The organism is Nonomuraea rosea, from assembly GCF_039539705.1.
In the GTDB taxonomy this organism is placed as follows: domain Bacteria; phylum Actinomycetota; class Actinomycetes; order Streptosporangiales; family Streptosporangiaceae; genus Nonomuraea; species Nonomuraea rosea.
On sequence record NZ_BAABDQ010000007.1, the window covers coordinates 332,952 to 351,691 of the forward strand.

Here is an 18,740-nt window from a genome sequence, read left to right on the forward strand (position 1 = left end):
ATCGTGGCAGGCACTACCCCGGCCGCGGAGGGCATCACCAACCCGCCGATCGACGCGCTGCTCGACATCGTCGACAGCAAATACTCTTTGGTGATCATGGGTGCCAAGCGCGCCCGCCAGATCAACGCCTACTACTCGCAGCTCGGCGAGGGCCTGCTCGAATACGTCGGGCCGCTGGTCGAGACGCATGCGCAGGAGAAGCCGCTGTCCATCGCGCTGCGCGAGGTGGCCGAGGGCCTGCTCAACGCCGAGCCCATCGAAGGCGCGGTCTGACCCCTTCGATGAAGGTCGTCCTGGGCGTCAGCGGCGGCATCGCCGCGTACAAGGCCTGCGAGCTGCTGCGCCTGTTCACCGAGTCCGGCCACGAGGTGCGGGTCGTCCCGACCCGCGAGGCCCTGAAGTTCGTGGGCGCGCCCACCTGGGCCGCCCTGTCGGGCAATCCCGTGTCGGCCGAGGTGTGGGACGACGTTCACGAGGTGCCCCACGTGCGGATCGGCAAGCAGGCCGATCTGGTCGTGGTGGCGCCCGCGACCGCCGACGTGCTCGCCAAGGCCGCCCACGGGCTGGCCGGCGACCTGCTCACCAACACGCTGCTGACGGCGCGCTGCCCAGTCGTGTTCGCGCCCGCGATGCACACCGAGATGTGGCAGCATCCCGCCACCCGTGCCAACGTCGAGACCCTGCGTTCGCGCGGGTCCGTCGTGATCGACCCGGCCGTGGGCCGGCTCACCGGCGCCGACACCGGCCCGGGGCGGCTGCCGGATCCCGCCGAGATCTTCGAGGTCTGCCTGCGCGTGCTGCGCGGCCGGCCGCGCGACCTGGTCGGCCGGAAGATCGTCGTCTCCGCGGGGGGCACCCGCGAGGCCATCGACCCGGTCCGCTACATCGGCAACCGTTCGTCGGGACTGCAGGGATACGCCCTGGCCCGCACGGCCGTCGCCAGAGGCGCGGAGGTGACCCTCGTCGCGGCGAACGTCACCCTGCCCGACCCCGCGGGAGCCGCGGTGACGCGGGTGCAGTCCACGGCCGAGCTGCGTGAGGCGGTGCTGGCCGCCTCGGAGGACGCCGACGTGGTCGTCATGGCCGCCGCCGTGGCCGACTTCCGGCCCGCCGCGCGGCACGACACGAAGATCAAGAAGACGGACGGCGAGCCCGAGCCCATCCGGCTGACGAAGAACCCCGACATCCTCGCCGAGCTCGGCGAACGCCGCCGGCAGCGCTCAGGTGGTGCGGCGGTCGTCGCCGTGGCGGACGTCGCCGTGCCCGGCGGTTCTGCGATGGACGTCGCGGGGGCCAAGGGTGTGCCCGCGGTGATCGTCGGGTTCGCGGCGGAGACGCACGACGTGCTCGCCAACGGGCAGGCCAAGCTCGCGCGCAAGGGTTGCGACCTCCTGGTCGTCAACCAGGTGGGGGAGGGCCTGGCCTTCGGCACGCCCGACAACGCCGCCACGGTGCTGGTGGCGGGCGGCGATCCGGTCGAGGTGCCGTTCGGGCCCAAGGAAGACCTGGCTGACGCCGTGTGGGACCTGGTGGCGGCGCGGTTCGCCTGAGGGCGCCGCACCGTTCTGACAAGCCGGTACGCCCTCCGAGAACACCTTCGTACGCCTCCACCTGGCCACCTCAAGCGGCACAAATGATCGCAGAAGTCGGCGAACCCCGCACAACGTACAAAATGTGCAAGACCGATTACCCGATCACATGTTGCAACACCCCCACACGCCTGCGGATACTTGGGGCAAGGGGGGATGGAATGCCGGTGGGTTCTGCTGTCAGGGATCGTTGTAGAACATTGCTCGGCGACCAGGGGGAGATTCACTACGTCTTCCCCGCGTTCTCTGCGGGGCCTTCGGGCACGGGGAATTTTCTGGTCGTCGTCACCGACACGGTTATTTCGGTGCTGGTCACCAGGACGCTCAGGAGTGATCGGCCTGTCTCGGTGCTGGTGGAGTTTCCGCGCCACACGAGGCTGGGCCCGATCCTGCCTGGACCGGCGATCGAGCTGGGCGCGATGGCGTTCGAGTTCGACGAGGAGTACGCGGCCGTGGTGTCCGCCGCGGACGCGGAGGTCTTCGCGCCGGAGACCCTGCCACCAGACCCTCTGCCCGACCTGTGATGGGAGACATATGGTGGACGGTTTCGCGACCTGGCACCGGGTAGGGCTAGACTTCGGCGAGGCCCAGGCACGCCCTTCCGTCCCGGGCCTTACATCCGTCAGCAGCCGCTGCATGAGGAGCCACTGAGTTGTCACGTCGCCTGTTCACCTCCGAGTCGGTCACCGAGGGCCACCCGGACAAGATCGCCGACCAGATCAGTGACGCGATTCTCGACGCCATGCTCAAGGACGACCCCAAGAGCCGGGTCGCCGTCGAGACGATGATCACTACCGGCCAGGTTCACGTCGCAGGCGAGGTCACGACCGAGACCTACGTCGACATCCCCGGCGTCATCCGGGAGAAGATCCTGGAGATCGGCTACGACGCCTCGCACAAGGGCTTCGACGGCGCCTCGTGCGGCGTGTCGGTGTCCATCGGGGCGCAGTCCCCCGACATCGCCCAGGGCGTCGACGACGCCTACGAGCACCGCGTCGGCGGCGACGGCGACGAGCTCGACCGTCAGGGCGCCGGCGACCAGGGCCTCATGTTCGGCTACGCCTGCCGTGAGACCCCCGAGCTGATGCCGCTGCCGATCACGCTGGCTCACCGGCTGGCCCAGCGCCTGTCCGAGGTGCGCAAGACCGGCACGGTGCCCTACCTGCGCCCCGACGGCAAGACCCAGGTCACGATCGAGTACGACGGCGACACGCCCGTCCGCCTCGACACGGTGGTCGTCTCCACGCAGCACGCCGCCGAGATCGACCTCAAGGAAATGCTGACGCCGGACATCAAGGAGCACGTGGTCGATCCCGTGCTGGCGAGCCTCGACCTCGACATCGAGGGCTACCGCCTGCTGGTGAACCCGACCGGCCGCTTCGAGATCGGCGGCCCGATGGGCGACGCCGGGCTCACCGGACGCAAGATCATCATCGACACCTACGGCGGCATGGCCCGCCACGGTGGCGGCGCCTTCTCGGGCAAGGACCCGTCCAAGGTCGACCGCTCGGCCGCGTACGCGATGCGCTGGGTCGCCAAGAACGTCGTCGCCGCGGGGCTCGCCGACCGGTGCGAGGTCCAGGTGGCGTACGCGATCGGCAAGGCGCAGCCGGTGGGTCTGTTCGTGGAGTGCTTCGGCACGGAGAAGGTGTCGGTCGAGCAGATCCAGAGCGCCGTGCTCCAGGTGTTCGACCTGCGTCCGGCCGCCATCATCCGCGACCTCGACCTGCTGCGCCCGATCTACTCGGAGACCGCCGCTTACGGGCACTTCGGCCGTGAGGGCTTCTCCTGGGAGTCGACCGACCGCGCCGAGGCCCTGCGGACCGCGGCCGGCCTGTAGTCGCGACGGCGGGACCTCCCGCTCCTGTTTCACCATTGCCTGGCGTGACCGCCGGGGCCCCGCCTCTGATGTGCTGGGCCCCGGCGTTCGCGGTCAGAGGCCCTTGGCGACCGCGATGTCCGCGGCTCGTGCGCCAGACGGGCACTGCGGATCGTGAGCTCCGAGGGCCGCGGGTCTGGTGGAGGGTGAGGGTCGTGGCGTCCGTGGATCGCAGGTCGGGTGGACGCCGCGGGTCGTGACGTCCGTGGACTGAAGGCTCGATGGAGGTGGCTGGTCGCCGCACTCGATCGGTCGCAGTGAAGCGGGTTTCGGTGGAGCGTCCTCGTGAAGCGGCCGGGTGACGCGGTCGGACGGGGCGCGACCGGCCCTGTGAGGGCGTTGTTGCGCCTGCCCTGATGTCATGTGCTCGTGCAAGGTGTGCCGCATCCTGTCGTGGGTGCGGCGTTCGTCGTTCAGGCCGGGTCTGGTGGGGGCGGTCAGCTTGCGGGCGGCGGGCGTTGCGGGCGGTGGGGTCTGGTAGACGTAGTGCGTGACCCACTCCGACGACGCCCTGCTGCCGCTCGATGCCGTGCGGCCCCCAGCGTCGTCGAAGGACACCAAGGGGGCTCCCGTACCGGCGGCCGAGCGCCCGGTGGCCAGGGTCGTCGTGGACAGCCCGCTGCCGCACCTCGACCGGCCCTTCGACTACCTGGTGCCCGTCTCCATGCACGAGACGGCCGAGCCGGGGGTGCGGGTGCGGGTGCGGTTCGCGGGCAAGCTCGTCGACGGGTTCGTGCTGGAGCGCGTCGATCAGAGTGAGCACGAGGGCAAGCTGACCCCGCTCGAACGCGTGGTGTCGCCAGAACGAGTGCTCACGCCCGAGATCACCGGCCTGGCCAGGGCGGTCGCCGACCGGTACGCGGGCACCCTGACCGATGTGCTCCGCCTCGCCATCCCGCCCCGCCACGCCAAGGCGGAGTCGGAAGTCCCCAAGCCCGCCGCCGGCCAGGACACACCCACCGGTGGTGAGCCGGAGATGGACGCTGCTGGTCGGCAGGGTACGTCCGTCGGCGGTGAGCCGGTGACGGACGCCACCGGTCGGCGGGATACGCCCGTCGGCGGTGAGCCGGAGAGGGACGCTGCTGGTCGGCGGGACACGCCCGCCGACGGGAGACCGGACGCGGTCGTCACCGGGCCGAGCGCGCCCTCCGACGCGGGCGGTGCGGATGTCGTTTCGGAAATGGCCGAGCTGCGCGGCCGGGGTGCAGTTCCGGAGGGCGCCGACCCGGAGGGAGCCGGGTCGGACGGGGTCGGGTCGGACGGGGTTGGGCCGGACAGGGCTGATGCCACCGGTGAGCCTGGCGATCAAGCCCCTTCGCCTGCCGATCAAGCAGTCCCGGCCGCTGGCAGGGCTGTCCCTCAGGCCGATCGGGCGATCCCGGCTGCGGGCGAAGTCGCCCCGTCTCCTGATGAGGCCGCCTTGCCTGCCGATCGAGCGGTGCCATCGGCCGATGAGGCAGTCCCGCCCGCCGGGCCGGAAGTCTCGCCTGCCGGCCCGGCAGTCCCGCCCGCTGGTCAGGCTGTACCGCCCGCCGACCGAGGCACCCCGTCCGTTGGCTTGTCGGCCTCGATCGGCGGGGAAGGGAGCCGGGCCGGAGAGCGAGCCGTACGGCTCGCCGTGCCGATCGTGCGGCCCGATGGGCAGACCGCCAAGCCTGAGGGGACAGCGTCCGGGAGGTCGGTTCCCTCGCGTGGGCAGGGCGGGGGGACCGGTGGGGGAGTCGGGCGGCCGGATGAGCAGGGTGGGCGGCCGGGCGTTCAGGCCAAGGGTGGTCGGCAGGTCGTCCCATCCGGTGGGGCGGAGAAGGGCGGCGAGAGGGCGCCGGGAGGGGAGGGGAGCGCTTGGGACGCGTACCCGAACGGCCCTTCGTTCCTCGACGCGCTGCGCAACGGGCGCGCGCCCCGCGCCGTGTGGTCCGCGCTGCCCGGTGCGCGGGGCTGGGCCGGGGCGGTGGCCGAGGCGGTGCGGGCGACGCTGGACGGCGGCAGGGGAGCGGTCGTCGTGGTCCCCGACGGGAAGGACGTGGCGCTGGCGGACGGCGAGTTCGCACGGGTGCTCGGCCCCGGCAGGCACGTCGCGCTCACCGCGGACCTCGGTCCCGCCGAGCGGTACAGGCGCTGGCTGAAGGTGCTCAGAGGCCAGGTGCGGGCCGTTGTGGGCACCAGGGCGGCCATGTTCGCCCCCGTCGCCGAGCTCGGCCTGGTGGCCATCTGGGACGACGGAGACGACCTCCACGCGGAACGCCTGGCCCCCTACCCCCACGCCCGCGAGGTGCTCGGGCTCAGGGCCCACAGGACCGGCGCGGCGATGCTGATCGGCGGCTACGCCCGTACGGCCGAGGCCACCCAGCTCATCGCCGGCCGCTGGGCCAGGCCCATCGTGGCCGCCCGTACGACGATCAGGAGTCTCGCGCCCCGGGTGCGCCCCGCCGGTGAGGACGCGGAGCTGGCCAAGGACCAGGCCGCCCGCCAGGCCAGGCTGCCCAGCATCGCCTGGCGGGCGCTGCGCCAGGGGCTGGAGAGCGGCGGGCCCGTACTCGTGCAGGTGCCCAGGCGCGGCTACCTGCCCGCGCTGGCCTGCCAGCACTGCCGCGCCCCCGCCCGCTGCGTCCTGCCGCCCACCAGGACGGCCGCCCATGCCCGCGAAGAGGGCCGGCCGGGAGCCACCCCAGTGACGGGCAGAGGCGCGGGCGAGGCGGTCCCTCCGATGGGCGGAGGCAGGCCCGAGGCGGTCCCGCCGGCGGGCGGAGGTGCGGCCGCGGCGATTCCGCTGATGGGCGGAGGCGCGGGCGAGGCGATCCAGCTGACCGGCGAAGGCGGGGCCGAGGCGATTCCGCTGAGCGGCAGAAGTCGGGCGGACGCGGTTCCGCAGCCCGGCTGGGGTGCGGGTGAGCCGATTGCGCAGACCGGTAGGGGCCGGGCCGGGGCGATTCCGCTCACCGGCCGGGATGCGGCTCAGGACGCCCCGGTCGCCGGAGGGGCCGGGCCGCTCTGTCATGGCCCCCTCGCGCTCAGAGGCGGCGGCCACGCCGCCCCCTGCTGCCGCTGGTGCGGCCGGGTGGACGCCGCCTGGCGCTGCCCGTCCTGCGGCAGCCCCCGGCTGCGCGCGGTGGTCACCGGTGCCCGCCGTACGGCCGAGGAGCTCGGCAGGGCCTTCCCCTCGGTGCAGGTGCGCACGTCGGGGCGTGACGGCGTCCTGGCCACCGTGCCCGGCACCCGCGCGCTGGTCGTCGCCACCCCCGGCGCGGAGCCCGTGGCGGAGGGCGGCTACGCGGCGGCCGTGCTGCTGGACGGATGGGCGCTGCTCGGCCGGGCCGACCTGCGAGCAGGCGAGGAGACGGTCCGGAGGTGGATGAACGCCGCCGCCCTCCTCCGCCCCGGCGCCGAGCTCGTGGTGCTCGGGGACGCCGGGCTGCCCGCCGTACAGGCACTGCTGAGGTGGGATCCCATCACGCACGCCGAGCGCGAACTCGGCGACCGGGCCGAGCTGGGGTTCCCGCCCGCCGTGCGGATGGCCACGCTCACCGGCGCGGCGAGCGCCGTCAGGCAGATGCTCGACGAGGTACGCCTCCCGCCGGAAGCCCAGGTCCTCGGCCCCGTGCCGGTGGACGAACAGGGACAGGAACGCGCCATGATCCGGGTGCGCCGGGGCGGCGGCGCCGCGCTGGCGGCTGCGCTCAAGGGGGCCAGCGGGGTGCGTGCGGCCCGTAAGACGCCGGATGTCGTGAGGGTGAGTGTCGACCCACTCGACCTGATTTAGACCGTTTCCCCGATTCGCTCATCTGGGGGCCAGCCGTTAGCGTGCCCCTGTGTCGATCGAATGGGTGAACCAGGCCATCGACGACCTGCGCGCTTGGGGGCGCGCGCGGGAAGTCGAGGTGGACGCGGACGAGGTCCGCCTGCTCTGCGACTACGCCAGCGACTACCTCAACGTCAACGAGCTGGGGGATTTCACGCCCGAGACCTTCGACGAGCTGCTGCTGTCCATCTATCCCCGCAAGGTCATCGCGCCGCCGGAGAGCGCGCCGGAGACCGTGGCCGCGGCCCGTACTCTGGTCGACTACCTCAGCGAAGCGGGCAAAGCGGACGAGCCGACGGTGGTGCAGATGCGCCACCGGCTCGACGACATCGCGACGCGGCTGCCGGAGGCGCTCGGCGACCCCTCGAACTTCGGCATGGCCAAGAGCCTGTTCAGCTCCATCGGGCCGGAGTCGCTCGAGCAGTCGATCGCCATCCCCTCAGGCGAGGTCCCCGACCTGGGCGAGGCGCCCTGCGACTGCCCGGCGTGCACGCCGCTGCCCGCCGTGCGGCTGGCCACGGACGAGGAGCTGGCCGCCGCGCTGAGCGCCGTGCCGATGCTGGCCGAGGACCCGCTGCCGGCCGGCGACGAGCCGCTGGCGGCCTGGGCGCAGCGCGTGTCCCGGCTGCTCGAACACGACGCGTCCGGCGTCGTCACCGGCTCCGCCGAGCTCGACGACGGGCTCTACGACCTGTTCGACATGCTCTACCGGCTCCAGGTACGCGTGCCCGTCACGGTGATCGGCGACTACCTCGACGAGCTGTCCGGCGACGGCGGGACCGGCCTGCGCGCCGTGCTCGACCGGCTGGCCTGGCACGGCATGATCCGGCTCGTGGACGACAGGGCCGGCGACCGGGCGGGCGAGGCCGCTGAGCTCACGCCCCTGGCCGTCTGGGCGCTGCGCCAGCACTACCTGTCGCTCGGCCTCGACGCGCCGGAGGCCCCCGACCTGGCCGAGGCCGACGCGCTCGGGCTCATCGAGGGGCTGCTCGACGGCGTGCCCACCGAGATCGCCGAGCACGACATCGGCCGCTGGCTGACCGGCAGGACCGTGAGTGAGGCCGCGGCCGAGCTGCTGGCCGCCGCCTCCGGCGCGCCCGCCGTGGCCCGCGGCATCGCGGTCACCATCGTCGACCGGCTCGGGGCGGAGGCCGAGCCGCAGGTGCGCGACCACCTCGACGACCAGGAGCTGCGGCCGCACGCCATCCACTGGCTGGCCGCCAGAGGGCTGCCCGCGCCGCCGCTCACCCAGGAGGAGCTGCTCTGGGTCAGCGTCGACATGCTGGCACTGGCGATGCCCGCGGCCGAGGAGGACCCCGAGATCTTCGCCGAGAACATGGCCGCCTCCGGCCCGCCCGCCCATATGATCGAGGAGATGTGGCGGGTCGATCACCCTGACGTCGTCGACGTTCTGGAGCTGCTCGGACGCTCCATTCCCGACCACACGGTCGCCAAGGCGGCACGCAAGGCGGCGTTCAAAGCACGTTCCAGAGCCATCCGTTGAGTACGCTCATGTGACTCCTGTGCAGTAAGTTTCGTGGGTGGCAAACAATGTCTTCGACCTCGCCGAGCTGCGCAAGCTGATCGATGAGCAGGCCGTCGCCGTGCCTCCGCGGCCTCCTGAGGAGACCTCCGCAGAGCACGAAGCGCTGACGTTCCCGCCGGTCCTGCCCGCGCCCGACGCCGAGCTGGCCAGAGCGGTCCCCGAGGTCCCGCTCGTGGCCGACGCGTCCAGGCTCGCCGCCTGGACGGGCTCGCGCGAGGTGACCCCGGAAGGACACCTGAGCGAGGCGGACGCGCGTGCCGCGGCGGACGAGCTGGACCTGCCCGCCGCCCGGCTGCGGCTGGTCTGGATCGTGGCCGTCAACACCGGGCTGGTGCAGATCATCGGCGGGCGGGCCTCCCGAGGGCCGCTGTCGATGCATCTCACGGTCGAGGCCACGCTGGAGTTCTGGGACGGCGTGGTCATGGACGTGCTCGACCGGGCCGACGCGGGCCTGACGGGCTCGGCCGTGGTCGACGGCCACCTGGCCGAGATGCTGGCCACGATCTACTCCGTGCGCTCCGGCGTCGCCACCGCGAACCTCGCCAGAGGCATCCTGCAGTCCCACGAGGTCGCCTGCGCGCCCGGCGCGGTCGAGATGCGCCGGCTCGCCGCCGCGCTGCCCGCGGAGCTCCTGGAGGCGCTGTCCCTGCTGGCCTACTGCGGCCTGGTCGAGCAGACCGCAGCCGGCCGCACCGCGCTCACCCCGCTCGGCGTCTGGGCCATCCGGCGCGACCTGCTCCGCGAGGGCCACGACGCGCCGACCGCGGCGGAGGTGCAGGTGTTCGCCGACCTGTCGGCTGCTGAGCTGGTCGAGGCGCTGGTGAAGGGCTCGGCCACGCAGAGCGCCGTGGCCGGCTGGCTGGAGCGCCGCGCGCCCGAGTCGGCCGCCCGCGACCTGATCGAGATCGCCGCGTCCGGCACCGCGGGCCAGCGGGGGACGGTCGGCGCCATCCTGGAGGAGCTGGGCCCGGAGGCCGAGGCGCCCGTCAGGCAGGCGCTCGACGACCCCCTGATGCGCCGGTACGCCGCCTCCTGGCTGCACATCCGCGACCTCGAGGCGCCGCCGCTCAGCTCCGATGACCACACCTGGATCGCGGTCGACTCCCTGGCCGCCCTCATGCACCTGTCGGCTCCGGCCGCGGGCCGCCTCGACACGCCCGAGCCGGGCGAGGACCTGATCAAGCTGGTCGGGGAGATGCCCGCGGTCGGTCACCCCGACACGATCGCCGTGCTCGACATGCTCGCCACCGCCCACGACGACCAGGCCGTGGTCAAGGCGGCGCGCAAGGCCGCGATGAAGGCGCGCTCGCTGGAGCACGACGGCCCGCGCCCGGCGGCTCGCCGCAGGTGACGCGTTCTCTACCTACACTAAACTGGATTGATCCACGCTTGAGAAACGGAGTGAGCCCCCTTGGCGATCCAGTCGATCCGGCTGTTCGGAGATCCGGTGCTGCGCACGGCGGCGGCCCCGGTCGTCGACTTCGACAAGGAGCTTCGTAAGCTCGTCAAAGACCTCACCGACACGATGATGGACGCCCCGGGCGCGGGCCTGGCGGCGCCGCAGATCGGCGTCGGGCTGCGGGTGTTCACCTACTACGTCGACGAGCAGCTCGGCCACGTGATCAACCCCGATCTCGACCTGTCGGCGGAGCTCGACGAGGAGGGCGAGGAGGGCTGCCTGTCCTTCCCCGGCCTGGCCTTCCCGACGCCGCGCGCCATCCGCGCCGTGGCCAAGGGCTTCGACATGCACGGCGAGCCGATCACCCTGGAGGGCACGGACCTGATGGCCCGCTGCTTCCAGCACGAGACCGATCACCTCGACGGCGTCCTGTTCATCGACAGGATGGACCCCAAGCAGCGCAAGCTGGCCATGAAGGCCGTGCGCGAGGCCGAGTGGAGCGGCCTGTCCGCCCCCGTGGTCAAGGTCTCGCCGCACGCCACCGGCGGAAGGGCGCTCTGACATCATGCGGCTGGTCTTCGCGGGCACACCCGAGACGGCGCTCCCGTCGCTGCGGACCCTGATCGACTCGCCCCGCCACGAGGTGGTCGCGGTCGTCACCCGTCCCGACGCCCAGTCGGGCAGGGGCCGCAAGGTCCACCCCTCGCCGGTGGCCGCGCTCGCGGAGGAGGCCGGCATCGAGGTGCTTCGCCCGCAGAAGGCCGGTGACCCGGTCTTCCTCGACCAGCTGCGCGCCCTGGAGCCCGACTGCTGCCCGGTGGTCGCCTACGGGGCGCTGCTGCCGCAGTCGGCGCTGGACATCCCCCGCCACGGGTGGATCAACCTGCACTTCTCCATCCTGCCCGCCTGGCGTGGCGCCGCCCCGGTCCAGCACGCCGTCCTGCACGGCGACGAGATCAGCGGGGCGACCACGTTCCAGATCGTCAAGGAGCTGGACGCGGGGCCCGTCTACGGCGTGGTCACCGAGGAGATCCACACCGCCGACACCAGCGGCACGCTGCTCGAACGGCTGTCGATCTCGGGCGCGGGCCTGCTCGCCGCGACCCTCGACGGCGTCGAGGACGGCACGCTGGAGGCCCGCCCGCAGCCCGCCGACGGGATCACCGTCGCGCCCAAGATCTCCGTGGCCGACGCCCAGATCGACTGGGCCAAGCCCGCCATGCACGTCGACCGGCTGATCCGGGCCTGCACGCCCGGTCCTGGGGCGTGGAGCGAGTTCAGAGGGCAGCGGGTCAAGCTCGGGCCGGTCCGCACCGCGGTCTCCGAGAAGCGGCTCGCGCCGGGTGAGATCGCCGCCACGAAGGCGGAGGTGCTGGTCGGTACGGCCACCGGCGCGGTGGCGCTGGGCGAGGTGCAGCCGCAGGGCAAGCGGCTGATGGAGGCCGTGGAGTGGGCGCGCGGGGTTCGCCCGGAGAGTGACGAGGCCTTCAAGTGACTCCGCGGGTCGATTCGCGAAGGCCGCGGAAACCGGCGCGCGACCATGCGCGCAACGCCGCCTTCGACGTCGTGCGAGCGGTCGACGAGCGCGACGCGTACGCCAATCTGCTTCTGCCGCGGCTCCTGCGCGAGCGTGGCATCAAGGGCCGCGACGCGGCCCTCGCCACCGAGCTCGCCTACGGGACGCTGCGCGGGCTCGGCACCTACGACGCCATCATCGAGATGTGCAGCGACCGCGCGCCCGACCCCGACGTGCGTGACGCGCTGCGGCTCGGGGCGCACCAGCTCCTGCGCATGCGGGTCCCGCCGCACGCGGCCGTCGGCACCACGGTCGATCTCGTACGCCTGCGCATCGGCCAGGGGGCGGCCAAGTTCGCCAACGCGGTCCTGCGCAAGATCGGTTCGAGGACGATCGAGGAATGGGTGCCCATCGTGGCCCCCGACGCGGCACACGACCCCGTGGGCCACCTCGCCGTCGCCCACGCTCATCCCCGGTGGATCGTCTCGGCCTTCCGTGACGCCCTGGGCGGCGACGCCGAGATGACCGACCTCCTGGAGGCCGACAACGCCCGCCCGCTCGTGACCCTGGTCGCCCGGCCGGGCCGCAGCTCCGTGGCGGAGCTCGAAGACTCGGGCGCCATGCCCGCCCGCTACTCTCCCTACGCGGCCTACCTGCGCGAAGGCGATCCCGGCCAGATCGAGGCGGTGGCCGAGACGCGCGCCGCCGTGCAGGACGAGGCCAGCCAGCTCGTCGCGCTCGCGCTGACCCGGGTGCCCGTTAAGGGCGACGGCGACGAGGTGTGGCTCGACATGTGCGCGGGCCCCGGCGGCAAGGCGGGGCTGCTCGACGCCATCGCCACCCACGGCGACCTCGCGGGGCTGAGCGACGAGACCCGGCACCGCGCCGAGGGCACCGCGCCGCAGCCGGGGCCTGAGGCCTTCCCGGGAGGGGCGCGGCTGCTGGCGGCCGACGTGCAGTACCACCGGGCGCGGCTGGTGTGGCAGACGACCAGGGACGCGCCGGTGATCACCGCTGACGGCACGGAGCCGGCGTGGCGGCAGGGGGTGTTCGACCGGGTCATGCTCGACGCGCCCTGCACGGGGCTGGGCGCGTTGCGGCGCCGGCCCGAGGCCCGGTGGCGGCGTGACCCCTCGGGCATCGCCGAGCTGGGCAAGCTGCAGCGGAGGCTGCTCGGCGCCGCGCTCGACGCCGTGCGCCCGGGCGGGGTCGTGGCCTACGTCACCTGCTCCCCGCACCTGGCCGAGACCCGGGTCGTGGTCGGCGACGTGGTCGGCCGGCGCGACGACGCCGAGCAGCTCGACGCCCGCGGCTACCTGCCGGAGATCGACGGGCTGGGCGATGGGCCGCACGCCCAGTTCTGGCCGCACCGGCACGGCACCGACGCCATGTTCCTGGCCCTGCTCCGCAAGCGTTCCTGAGGCGCCGGCCGCCCCGGGCGCCGCGCGCTCGGGGAGAGCGGCGACGGCCCGGGCGAGGCAGGGTCGGGTCGTTCACTAGACTTGGCCCATCATGGCCGTACAGATCTCGCCCAGCATCCTCGCCGCCGACTTCGCCAGGCTCGCCGACGAGGCCGCCGCCGTCCCGAACGCCGACTGGCTGCACGTCGACGTCATGGACTACCACTTCGTGCCCAACCTCACCCTCGGGCTGCCCGTGGTCGAGGCGTTGCGCAAGGCGACCTCGACACCGCTCGACTGCCATCTCATGATCGCCGACCCCGACCGGTGGGCGCCGGCGTACGCGGAGGCGGGGGCGGGCAGCGTGACCATCCACGCGGAGGCGGCCAAGGCCCCCGTCAGGACGCTGCGGGAGATCCGCTCGCTCGGCGCCAGGGCGGGGCTCGCGCTGAGCCCGGCCACGGCCGTCGAGCCGTACGAGGATCTGCTCGGCGAGATCGACATGCTGCTGCTGATGACCGTGGAGCCGGGGTTCGGCGGGCAGAAGTTCCTCGACATCATGCTGCCGAAGATCCGGCGGTCGCGGGCGCTCATCGAGCGGCACGGCGGCCGGGTCTGGCTCCAGGTCGACGGGGGCGTGGACGCCGAGACCATCGGGCGCTGCGCGGAGGCGGGCGCGGACGTGTTCGTGGCGGGCAGCGCCGTCTACGGGGCCGCCGACCCGGCGGCCGCCATCGACGCGCTCCGGGCCACGGCTATTCGCCAAAGCGGATAAATCCCTCTTTACCTGGGTAACTATTCACTTATGAGCGACCATGGGATCTTCGGGCCGCGCTCGGTGACGTGGCGGGTGATGGGTGAGCCGATCCTCCTGGTGGGCGGCGTACGCGCGCTGCTGATGCAGGGGCTGCACCCGAGGGCGATGCGCGGCGTGCTGCAGAACTCCGCGCTCATGGATCCGGCCGAGGCCTGGTCGCGGTTCGTACGGACCTCCGAGTTCGTACGCGTGCGCACCTACGGCACCAACGCCGAGGTCGAACGGGCAGGACGCCGGGTCCGCAAGATCCACGCCACGCTGACCGCCCATGACCCCGACACCGGTAGCACCTTCCGCCTGGACGACCCCGCCGCGCTGCGCTGGGTTCACGTCGGCGAGGTCGACTCCTACCTGTCCGTCGCCCGCCGGGCCGGAGTGCGGCTGACCGACGACGAGGCGGACACGTTCGTCGCGGAGTGGCGGCGGGCCGCCGAGGTGGTGGGGCTGACGGCGGCCGAGGTGCCCGGCTCGGTGGCCGAGCTGCGCGACTACATCAACGCCGAGCGGCCGGGGCTGCGCTTCGTGCCCGAGGCGGCCCACCCGCTCCGCCTGTCGCTCAGCGCCCCGCTGCCGCGCCTGCTCACGCCGCTCAAGCCCGCGCTGCCCGCGCTGACGATCCTCGCGTTCGCCACGCTGCCCCGCTGGGCGCGCCGCCTGTACGGGCTGCCCGCCACGCCGGTCGGCGACCTGTGGGCGACCGCGACCCTGCGTACCCTGCACACCGGGATCGGGCTGGTCCCGGCCAATGTCCGCTATGCCCCGGCGGCCCGCCGCGCGCGCCGTCTCATGGCCGCTTAAAGCGAACGCGCCGATCTAGGGGGGAGGGCGGTCGCGTGCGCCGTTTGGGGCATGGCAAACTGGTAGTGAAAGAGAGCTAGCGTGCTCCGGGGTCGGTGAAAGTCCGAACCGGCGGTTATAGTCCGCGACCCGGCCGATGCCATCGGCCGGTTGACTCGGTGAAATTCCGGGACCGACGGTTAAAGTCCGGATGGGAGGAAGCGCGCGAGGTGTCCGGTGTCTCAGCCGGGCGCCTTCTGTGATGCATACGCGCATCATGGAGAAGTCCCCCGGGGCCCGCCATGGCTTGAAGCTACTGGCGAGTAGGAGACCCCCGGGTGGAGATACCCGAGCAGGACGCCGCGCACATGGCGCGGGCCGTCGAGCTGGCCGGGCGCGGACACGGCAGCACCAGCCCCAACCCCGTCGTGGGCTGCGTCGTGCTCGACGCCGCGGGAGCGGTCGCGGGCGAGGGGTTCCACGCCTACGCCGGCGGGCCGCACGCCGAGGTCGTCGCGCTGGCGCGGGCGGGGGAGCGGGCGCGCGGCGGCACCGCGTACGTGACGCTGGAGCCCTGCGACCACACCGGCAGGACGGGTCCGTGCAGCGTGGCGCTGCTCGACGCGGGCGTGGCGCGGGTGGTCATCGCGGTGGCCGACCCCAATCCGAAGGCGGCCGGCGGGGCCGCGCGGCTACGGGCGCACGGCGTCGCCGTGACGTCCGGGACGCTGACCGGCGCGGCGGAGCGGGTCAACGAGGAATGGCTGACCTACGCCCGGCTCGGCCGGTCCCACGTGACCTGGAAGTTCGCCGCCACCCTCGACGGCAGGTCGGCCGCCGCCGACGGGACCAGCCAGTGGATCACCTCGCCCGAGGCCAGGGCCGACGTGCACCGGCTGCGGGCCGCGGCTGGCGCGATCGTCGCGGGCGTCGGGACCGTGCTGGCCGACGACCCCAGCCTCACCGCGCGCCCGGCCACCCCCGCGATCGACCCCAGCCTCACCGCCCGCCCCACCACCCCCGCGATCGACCCCAGCCTCGCCGCGCGCCCCGCCGCCCCCGCGATCGATCCGGGCGTCCCCGGGCGGACGCCGTTGCGGGTCGTGATCGACACGGAGGCCAGGACGCCGCAGGACGCCAGGGTGCTCGACGACCGGGCGCCCACGCTGATCGCCGTGGCCGACGACGCCGAGACCGCGCTCAAGGCCGACCTCCTGCGCCTGCCCCGCCACGCGAACGGCCTCGACCTGCACGCCCTCCTCCGCGAGCTGGCGGCGCGGGAGGTCGTCAGCGTGTTCGTGGAGGGCGGTCCGGCCCTCGCCGGCTCGTTCGTCGCGCAGGGCCTGGTCGATCGGGTGGTGGCCTACCTCGCGCCCGCGCTGCTCGGCTCCGGGCGGGCGGCGCTCGGCGCGGCCGGCGTGGAGACGATCGCCGGGATCCACCGCCTGACATTTGACGATATTGCCCCCATCGGGCCGGACCTACGGCTGATCGCCCGGCCCACCCAACCAGGCAGGGAGAAGTGATGTTCACCGGAATCATCGAGGAAAAGGGCGACGTGGTGGCCATCGAGCAGCAGGGCGGCGGAGCCCTGCTGTCCGTACGCGGCCCGATCGTCACCTCCGACGCCAAGCACGGCGACTCGATCGCGGTCAACGGCGTGTGCCTGACGGTCGTGTCGGCCGAGAACGACGTGTTCACCGTGGACGTGATCAGGGAGTCGCTCGACCGCAGCTCACTGGGCGGGCTGTCGGCCGGCTCGGCGGTGAACCTGGAGCGGGCCGTACGCGCCGACCAGCGCCTCGGCGGCCACATCGTGCAGGGCCACGTGGACGGCACGGCCGTGCTGCTGTCCAGGGAGCCCGGTGAGAGCTGGGACGACCTGCGTTTCTCGCTCCCCGGAGCGCTCGGCCGTTACGTGGCGGAGAAGGGTTCGATCGCGATCGACGGAATCAGCCTGACGGTCACGACGGTTGACGACGAAAGCTTCGGCGTGAGCCTGATCCCGACCACGCTGAAGCTGACCACCATGGGCGACCGCATGGTGGGCGACGTGGTGAACATCGAGGTCGACGTGATCGCGAAGTATGTGGAAAGGCTGGTGGTCAGGCAGTGAACTGGGCCAACGCCGGATTTACGGCATTCGGCACACACGTGCTCTGGACGGACCTGGTCGGCAACATCGCCGCCCTGGCCACCGTCCTGCTCGCCATGCGGAAGTCGATGTGGACCTGGCCGGTGCAGTTCACCGGCGCGGTGCTGCTGTTCATCGCCTCCGTCAACGCGCACATCACCGGCAACGCGCTCAAGCAGGCCATGTTCGCGGGCCTGGCGATCTACGGCTGGTGGGCGTGGCGGCGCGGCACCCAGGACGGCAAGCAGCTCGCCGTCCGCCCGGCCGAGTGGTGGGAGCGGATGCTGCTGATCCTGTTCATGATCCTGGGCACCGCGGTGGTCGGGGTGCTGTTCTACGTCACCGGCCTGTCGTGGGGCGCGCACGAGCCGCTGCCGAAGGGCGCCTTCCTGGTGGCCGCCGACGCCTACATCTTCGTCGGCAGCGCGATGGCCACGTGGGCGCAGGGCAGGGCGCTGGTGGACTTCTGGATCGTGTGGGTGGCCGTGGACCTGGTCGGGGTGCCGCTGGCGTTCAGCTCGGGCCTGGTGGTCTCCGGGGCCGTCTACGGAGTCTTCTTCGTGCTGGTCCTCGTCGGGTTCGCCAAATGGCTGCGCGAATATCGGACGGCCGGCATCAATGTGGCGGTGGCGCAATGAACGAGATCACGCTCGACCCCATCGAGCGCGCCGTCGAGGACATCCGCAACGGCAAGCCCGTCGTGGTCGTCGACGACGAGAACCGCGAGAACGAAGGCGACCTCATCTTCGCCGCCGCCAAGGCCACGCCCGATCTGTGCACGTTCACGATCAGGCACACCAGCGGCATGATCTGCGTGGCCATGGACGGCAAGGAGCTCGACCGGCTCGGGCTGCCGCTCATGGTCTTCCACAACAAAGAGCGCATGCGCACGGCGTACACGATCACCGTGGACGCCCGCGACGGCGTCACGACGGGGATCTCCGCGGCCGACCGGGCCAGGACGATCCGCACGCTCGCCGACTCCGCCACCGAGCCCAACGAGCTCGTCCGCCCCGGGCACGTCTTCCCGCTGCGCTACCACGAGGGCGGGGTGCTGGCCAGGCGCGGCCATACCGAGGCGGCGGTGGACCTGGCCAAGCTGGCCGGGCTGTCGTCGGCGGGCGCGCTGGCCGAGGTCGTCAACGACGACGGCACCATGGCCAGGCTGCCCGAGCTGCGCCGCTTCGCCGACGAGCACGACCTGGCGCTGATCTCCATCGAACAGCTCGTCGACTACCGGCGGCGGGCCGAGAGCATGGTCACCAGGGTCGCCGAGACGCGGCTGCCGAACGCGTACGGGATGTGGCGGGCGTACGGGTACGCCAGCGCGCTCGACGGCGGCGAGCACGTCGCGCTCGTCTACGGCGACCTGGCCGGCGGCGAGAACATCCTGGTCAGGGCCCACTCCGAATGCCTGACCGGCGACGTGTTCGGCTCGCTGCGCTGCGACTGCGGCGTGCAGCTCGACCGCGCCATGGCGGCCATCGCGGAGGAGGGCCGGGGCGTGGTCGTCTACCTGCGCGGGCACGAGGGCAGGGGCATCGGGCTGCTGGCCAAGCTCAAGGCGTACAGCCTGCAGGACAACGGCAGCGACACCGTCGACGCCAACGTGGAGCTGGGGCTGCCGATCGACGCGCGGGAGTTCTCCAACGCGGGGCAGATCCTGGCCGATCTCGGGGTGAAGTCGGTGCGGCTGCTCACCAACAACCCGGCCAAGCTCAAGGGCATGGACGGCTACGGCATCAAGGTGCTCGGCCGCGAGCCCATGCCGGTGGCCATGAACCCGCACAACGAGCGTTACCTCAAGGCCAAGCGCGACCGCCTCGGCCACGACATCTCGGAGGCGTCATGAGCGAGCGGTCCATCGGATACAGCGGGGTCCCG

General features: G+C 72.6%; 16 protein-coding genes and 1 riboswitch. All 16 genes read left to right on the plus strand.

All coding sequences use genetic code 11. The features are described from left to right. The first annotated feature begins 3 nt into the window (after positions 1-3). The gene (gene rpoZ / locus ABEA43_RS19960) at positions 4-273 is read left to right on the plus strand and encodes a DNA-directed RNA polymerase subunit omega (RefSeq protein WP_345563770.1); all 270 of its coding nucleotides are present in this window, start codon (positions 4-6) and stop codon (positions 271-273) included. A gap of 8 nt (positions 274-281) precedes the next feature. Further along, complete coding sequence (coaBC, locus tag ABEA43_RS19965; RefSeq protein ID WP_345563772.1) at positions 282-1,550, plus strand: bifunctional phosphopantothenoylcysteine decarboxylase/phosphopantothenate--cysteine ligase CoaBC; 1,269 nt, start codon at positions 282-284, stop codon at positions 1,548-1,550. 200 nt (positions 1,551-1,750) lie between these two features. Continuing rightward, positions 1,751-2,113, plus strand: coding sequence for a hypothetical protein (locus ABEA43_RS19970; RefSeq protein ID WP_345563773.1), 363 nt, complete (start codon positions 1,751-1,753; stop codon positions 2,111-2,113). Positions 2,114-2,241: 128 nt separating this feature from the next. Further along, positions 2,242-3,429, plus strand: coding sequence for a methionine adenosyltransferase (gene metK / locus ABEA43_RS19975; RefSeq protein ID WP_345563774.1), 1,188 nt, complete (start codon positions 2,242-2,244; stop codon positions 3,427-3,429). A gap of 529 nt (positions 3,430-3,958) precedes the next feature. Next, on the plus strand, positions 3,959-7,228 hold the full coding sequence (locus ABEA43_RS19980) for a primosomal protein N' family DNA-binding protein (RefSeq protein WP_425570308.1): 3,270 nt from the start codon (positions 3,959-3,961) through the stop codon (positions 7,226-7,228). A gap of 49 nt (positions 7,229-7,277) precedes the next feature. After that, positions 7,278-8,771: a hypothetical protein gene (locus ABEA43_RS19985; RefSeq protein WP_345563776.1), complete on the plus strand. Its 1,494-nt coding sequence runs from the start codon at positions 7,278-7,280 to the stop codon at positions 8,769-8,771. Between the two features lie 37 nt (positions 8,772-8,808). After that, complete coding sequence (locus ABEA43_RS19990; protein ID WP_345563778.1) at positions 8,809-10,164, plus strand: hypothetical protein; 1,356 nt, start codon at positions 8,809-8,811, stop codon at positions 10,162-10,164. 60 nt (positions 10,165-10,224) lie between these two features. Continuing rightward, positions 10,225-10,773, plus strand: a complete 549-nt coding sequence (def, locus tag ABEA43_RS19995; protein ID WP_345563779.1) for a peptide deformylase — start codon at positions 10,225-10,227, stop codon at positions 10,771-10,773. Positions 10,774-10,777: 4 nt separating this feature from the next. Further along, positions 10,778-11,707: a methionyl-tRNA formyltransferase gene (gene fmt, locus ABEA43_RS20000; protein ID WP_345563780.1), complete on the plus strand. Its 930-nt coding sequence runs from the start codon at positions 10,778-10,780 to the stop codon at positions 11,705-11,707. A gap of 71 nt (positions 11,708-11,778) precedes the next feature. Further along, positions 11,779-13,149, plus strand: coding sequence for an RsmB/NOP family class I SAM-dependent RNA methyltransferase (locus ABEA43_RS20005; protein ID WP_425570309.1), 1,371 nt, complete (start codon positions 11,779-11,781; stop codon positions 13,147-13,149). A 91-nt stretch (positions 13,150-13,240) separates the two neighbouring features. Then, positions 13,241-13,903 (plus strand): ribulose-phosphate 3-epimerase, encoded by a 663-nt coding sequence (gene rpe / locus ABEA43_RS20010; protein ID WP_345563784.1) that lies wholly within the window; start codon positions 13,241-13,243, stop codon positions 13,901-13,903. 30 nt (positions 13,904-13,933) lie between these two features. Beyond that, positions 13,934-14,743 (plus strand): oxygenase MpaB family protein, encoded by an 810-nt coding sequence (locus ABEA43_RS20015; protein WP_345563785.1) that lies wholly within the window; start codon positions 13,934-13,936, stop codon positions 14,741-14,743. Positions 14,744-14,820: 77 nt separating this feature from the next. Beyond that, positions 14,821-14,951, plus strand: a riboswitch (FMN riboswitch). 109 nt (positions 14,952-15,060) lie between these two features. Next, a complete protein-coding gene (gene ribD / locus ABEA43_RS20020; protein WP_345563786.1) occupies positions 15,061-16,248 on the plus strand; it encodes a bifunctional diaminohydroxyphosphoribosylaminopyrimidine deaminase/5-amino-6-(5-phosphoribosylamino)uracil reductase RibD in 1,188 nt (395 codons plus the stop codon). Beyond that, entirely contained in the window at positions 16,248-16,838 is a 591-nt protein-coding gene (locus tag ABEA43_RS20025) for a riboflavin synthase (RefSeq protein WP_345563787.1), read from the plus strand. The genes ribD and ABEA43_RS20025 overlap by 1 nt, the downstream gene beginning before the upstream one ends. Continuing rightward, positions 16,835-17,494: a nicotinamide mononucleotide transporter family protein gene (locus ABEA43_RS20030; RefSeq protein WP_345563789.1), complete on the plus strand. Its 660-nt coding sequence runs from the start codon at positions 16,835-16,837 to the stop codon at positions 17,492-17,494. The genes ABEA43_RS20025 and ABEA43_RS20030 overlap by 4 nt, the downstream gene beginning before the upstream one ends. Further along, positions 17,491-18,708 carry a bifunctional 3,4-dihydroxy-2-butanone-4-phosphate synthase/GTP cyclohydrolase II gene (locus ABEA43_RS20035; protein WP_345563791.1) on the plus strand — a complete coding sequence of 406 codons (1,218 nt, stop codon included), beginning with the start codon at positions 17,491-17,493 and terminating at the stop codon, positions 18,706-18,708. The genes ABEA43_RS20030 and ABEA43_RS20035 overlap by 4 nt, the downstream gene beginning before the upstream one ends. Positions 18,709-18,740: the final 32 nt, after the last annotated feature.

Excerpts from the sequence above, each read along its gene's own strand:
- coaBC (WP_345563772.1), top strand. The coding sequence starts at position 282 with ATGAAGGTCGTCCTGGGCGTCAGCGGCGGCATCGCCGCGTACAAGGCC.
- ABEA43_RS19970 (WP_345563773.1), top strand. The coding sequence starts at position 1,751 with ATGCCGGTGGGTTCTGCTGTCAGGGATCGTTGTAGAACATTGCTCGGC.
- fmt (WP_345563780.1), top strand. The coding sequence starts at position 10,778 with ATGCGGCTGGTCTTCGCGGGCACACCCGAGACGGCGCTCCCGTCGCTG.
- rpe (WP_345563784.1), top strand. The coding sequence starts at position 13,241 with ATGGCCGTACAGATCTCGCCCAGCATCCTCGCCGCCGACTTCGCCAGG.
- ABEA43_RS20015 (WP_345563785.1), top strand. The coding sequence starts at position 13,934 with ATGAGCGACCATGGGATCTTCGGGCCGCGCTCGGTGACGTGGCGGGTG.
- ABEA43_RS20025 (WP_345563787.1), top strand. The coding sequence starts at position 16,248 with ATGTTCACCGGAATCATCGAGGAAAAGGGCGACGTGGTGGCCATCGAG.
- ABEA43_RS20035 (WP_345563791.1), top strand. The coding sequence starts at position 17,491 with ATGAACGAGATCACGCTCGACCCCATCGAGCGCGCCGTCGAGGACATC.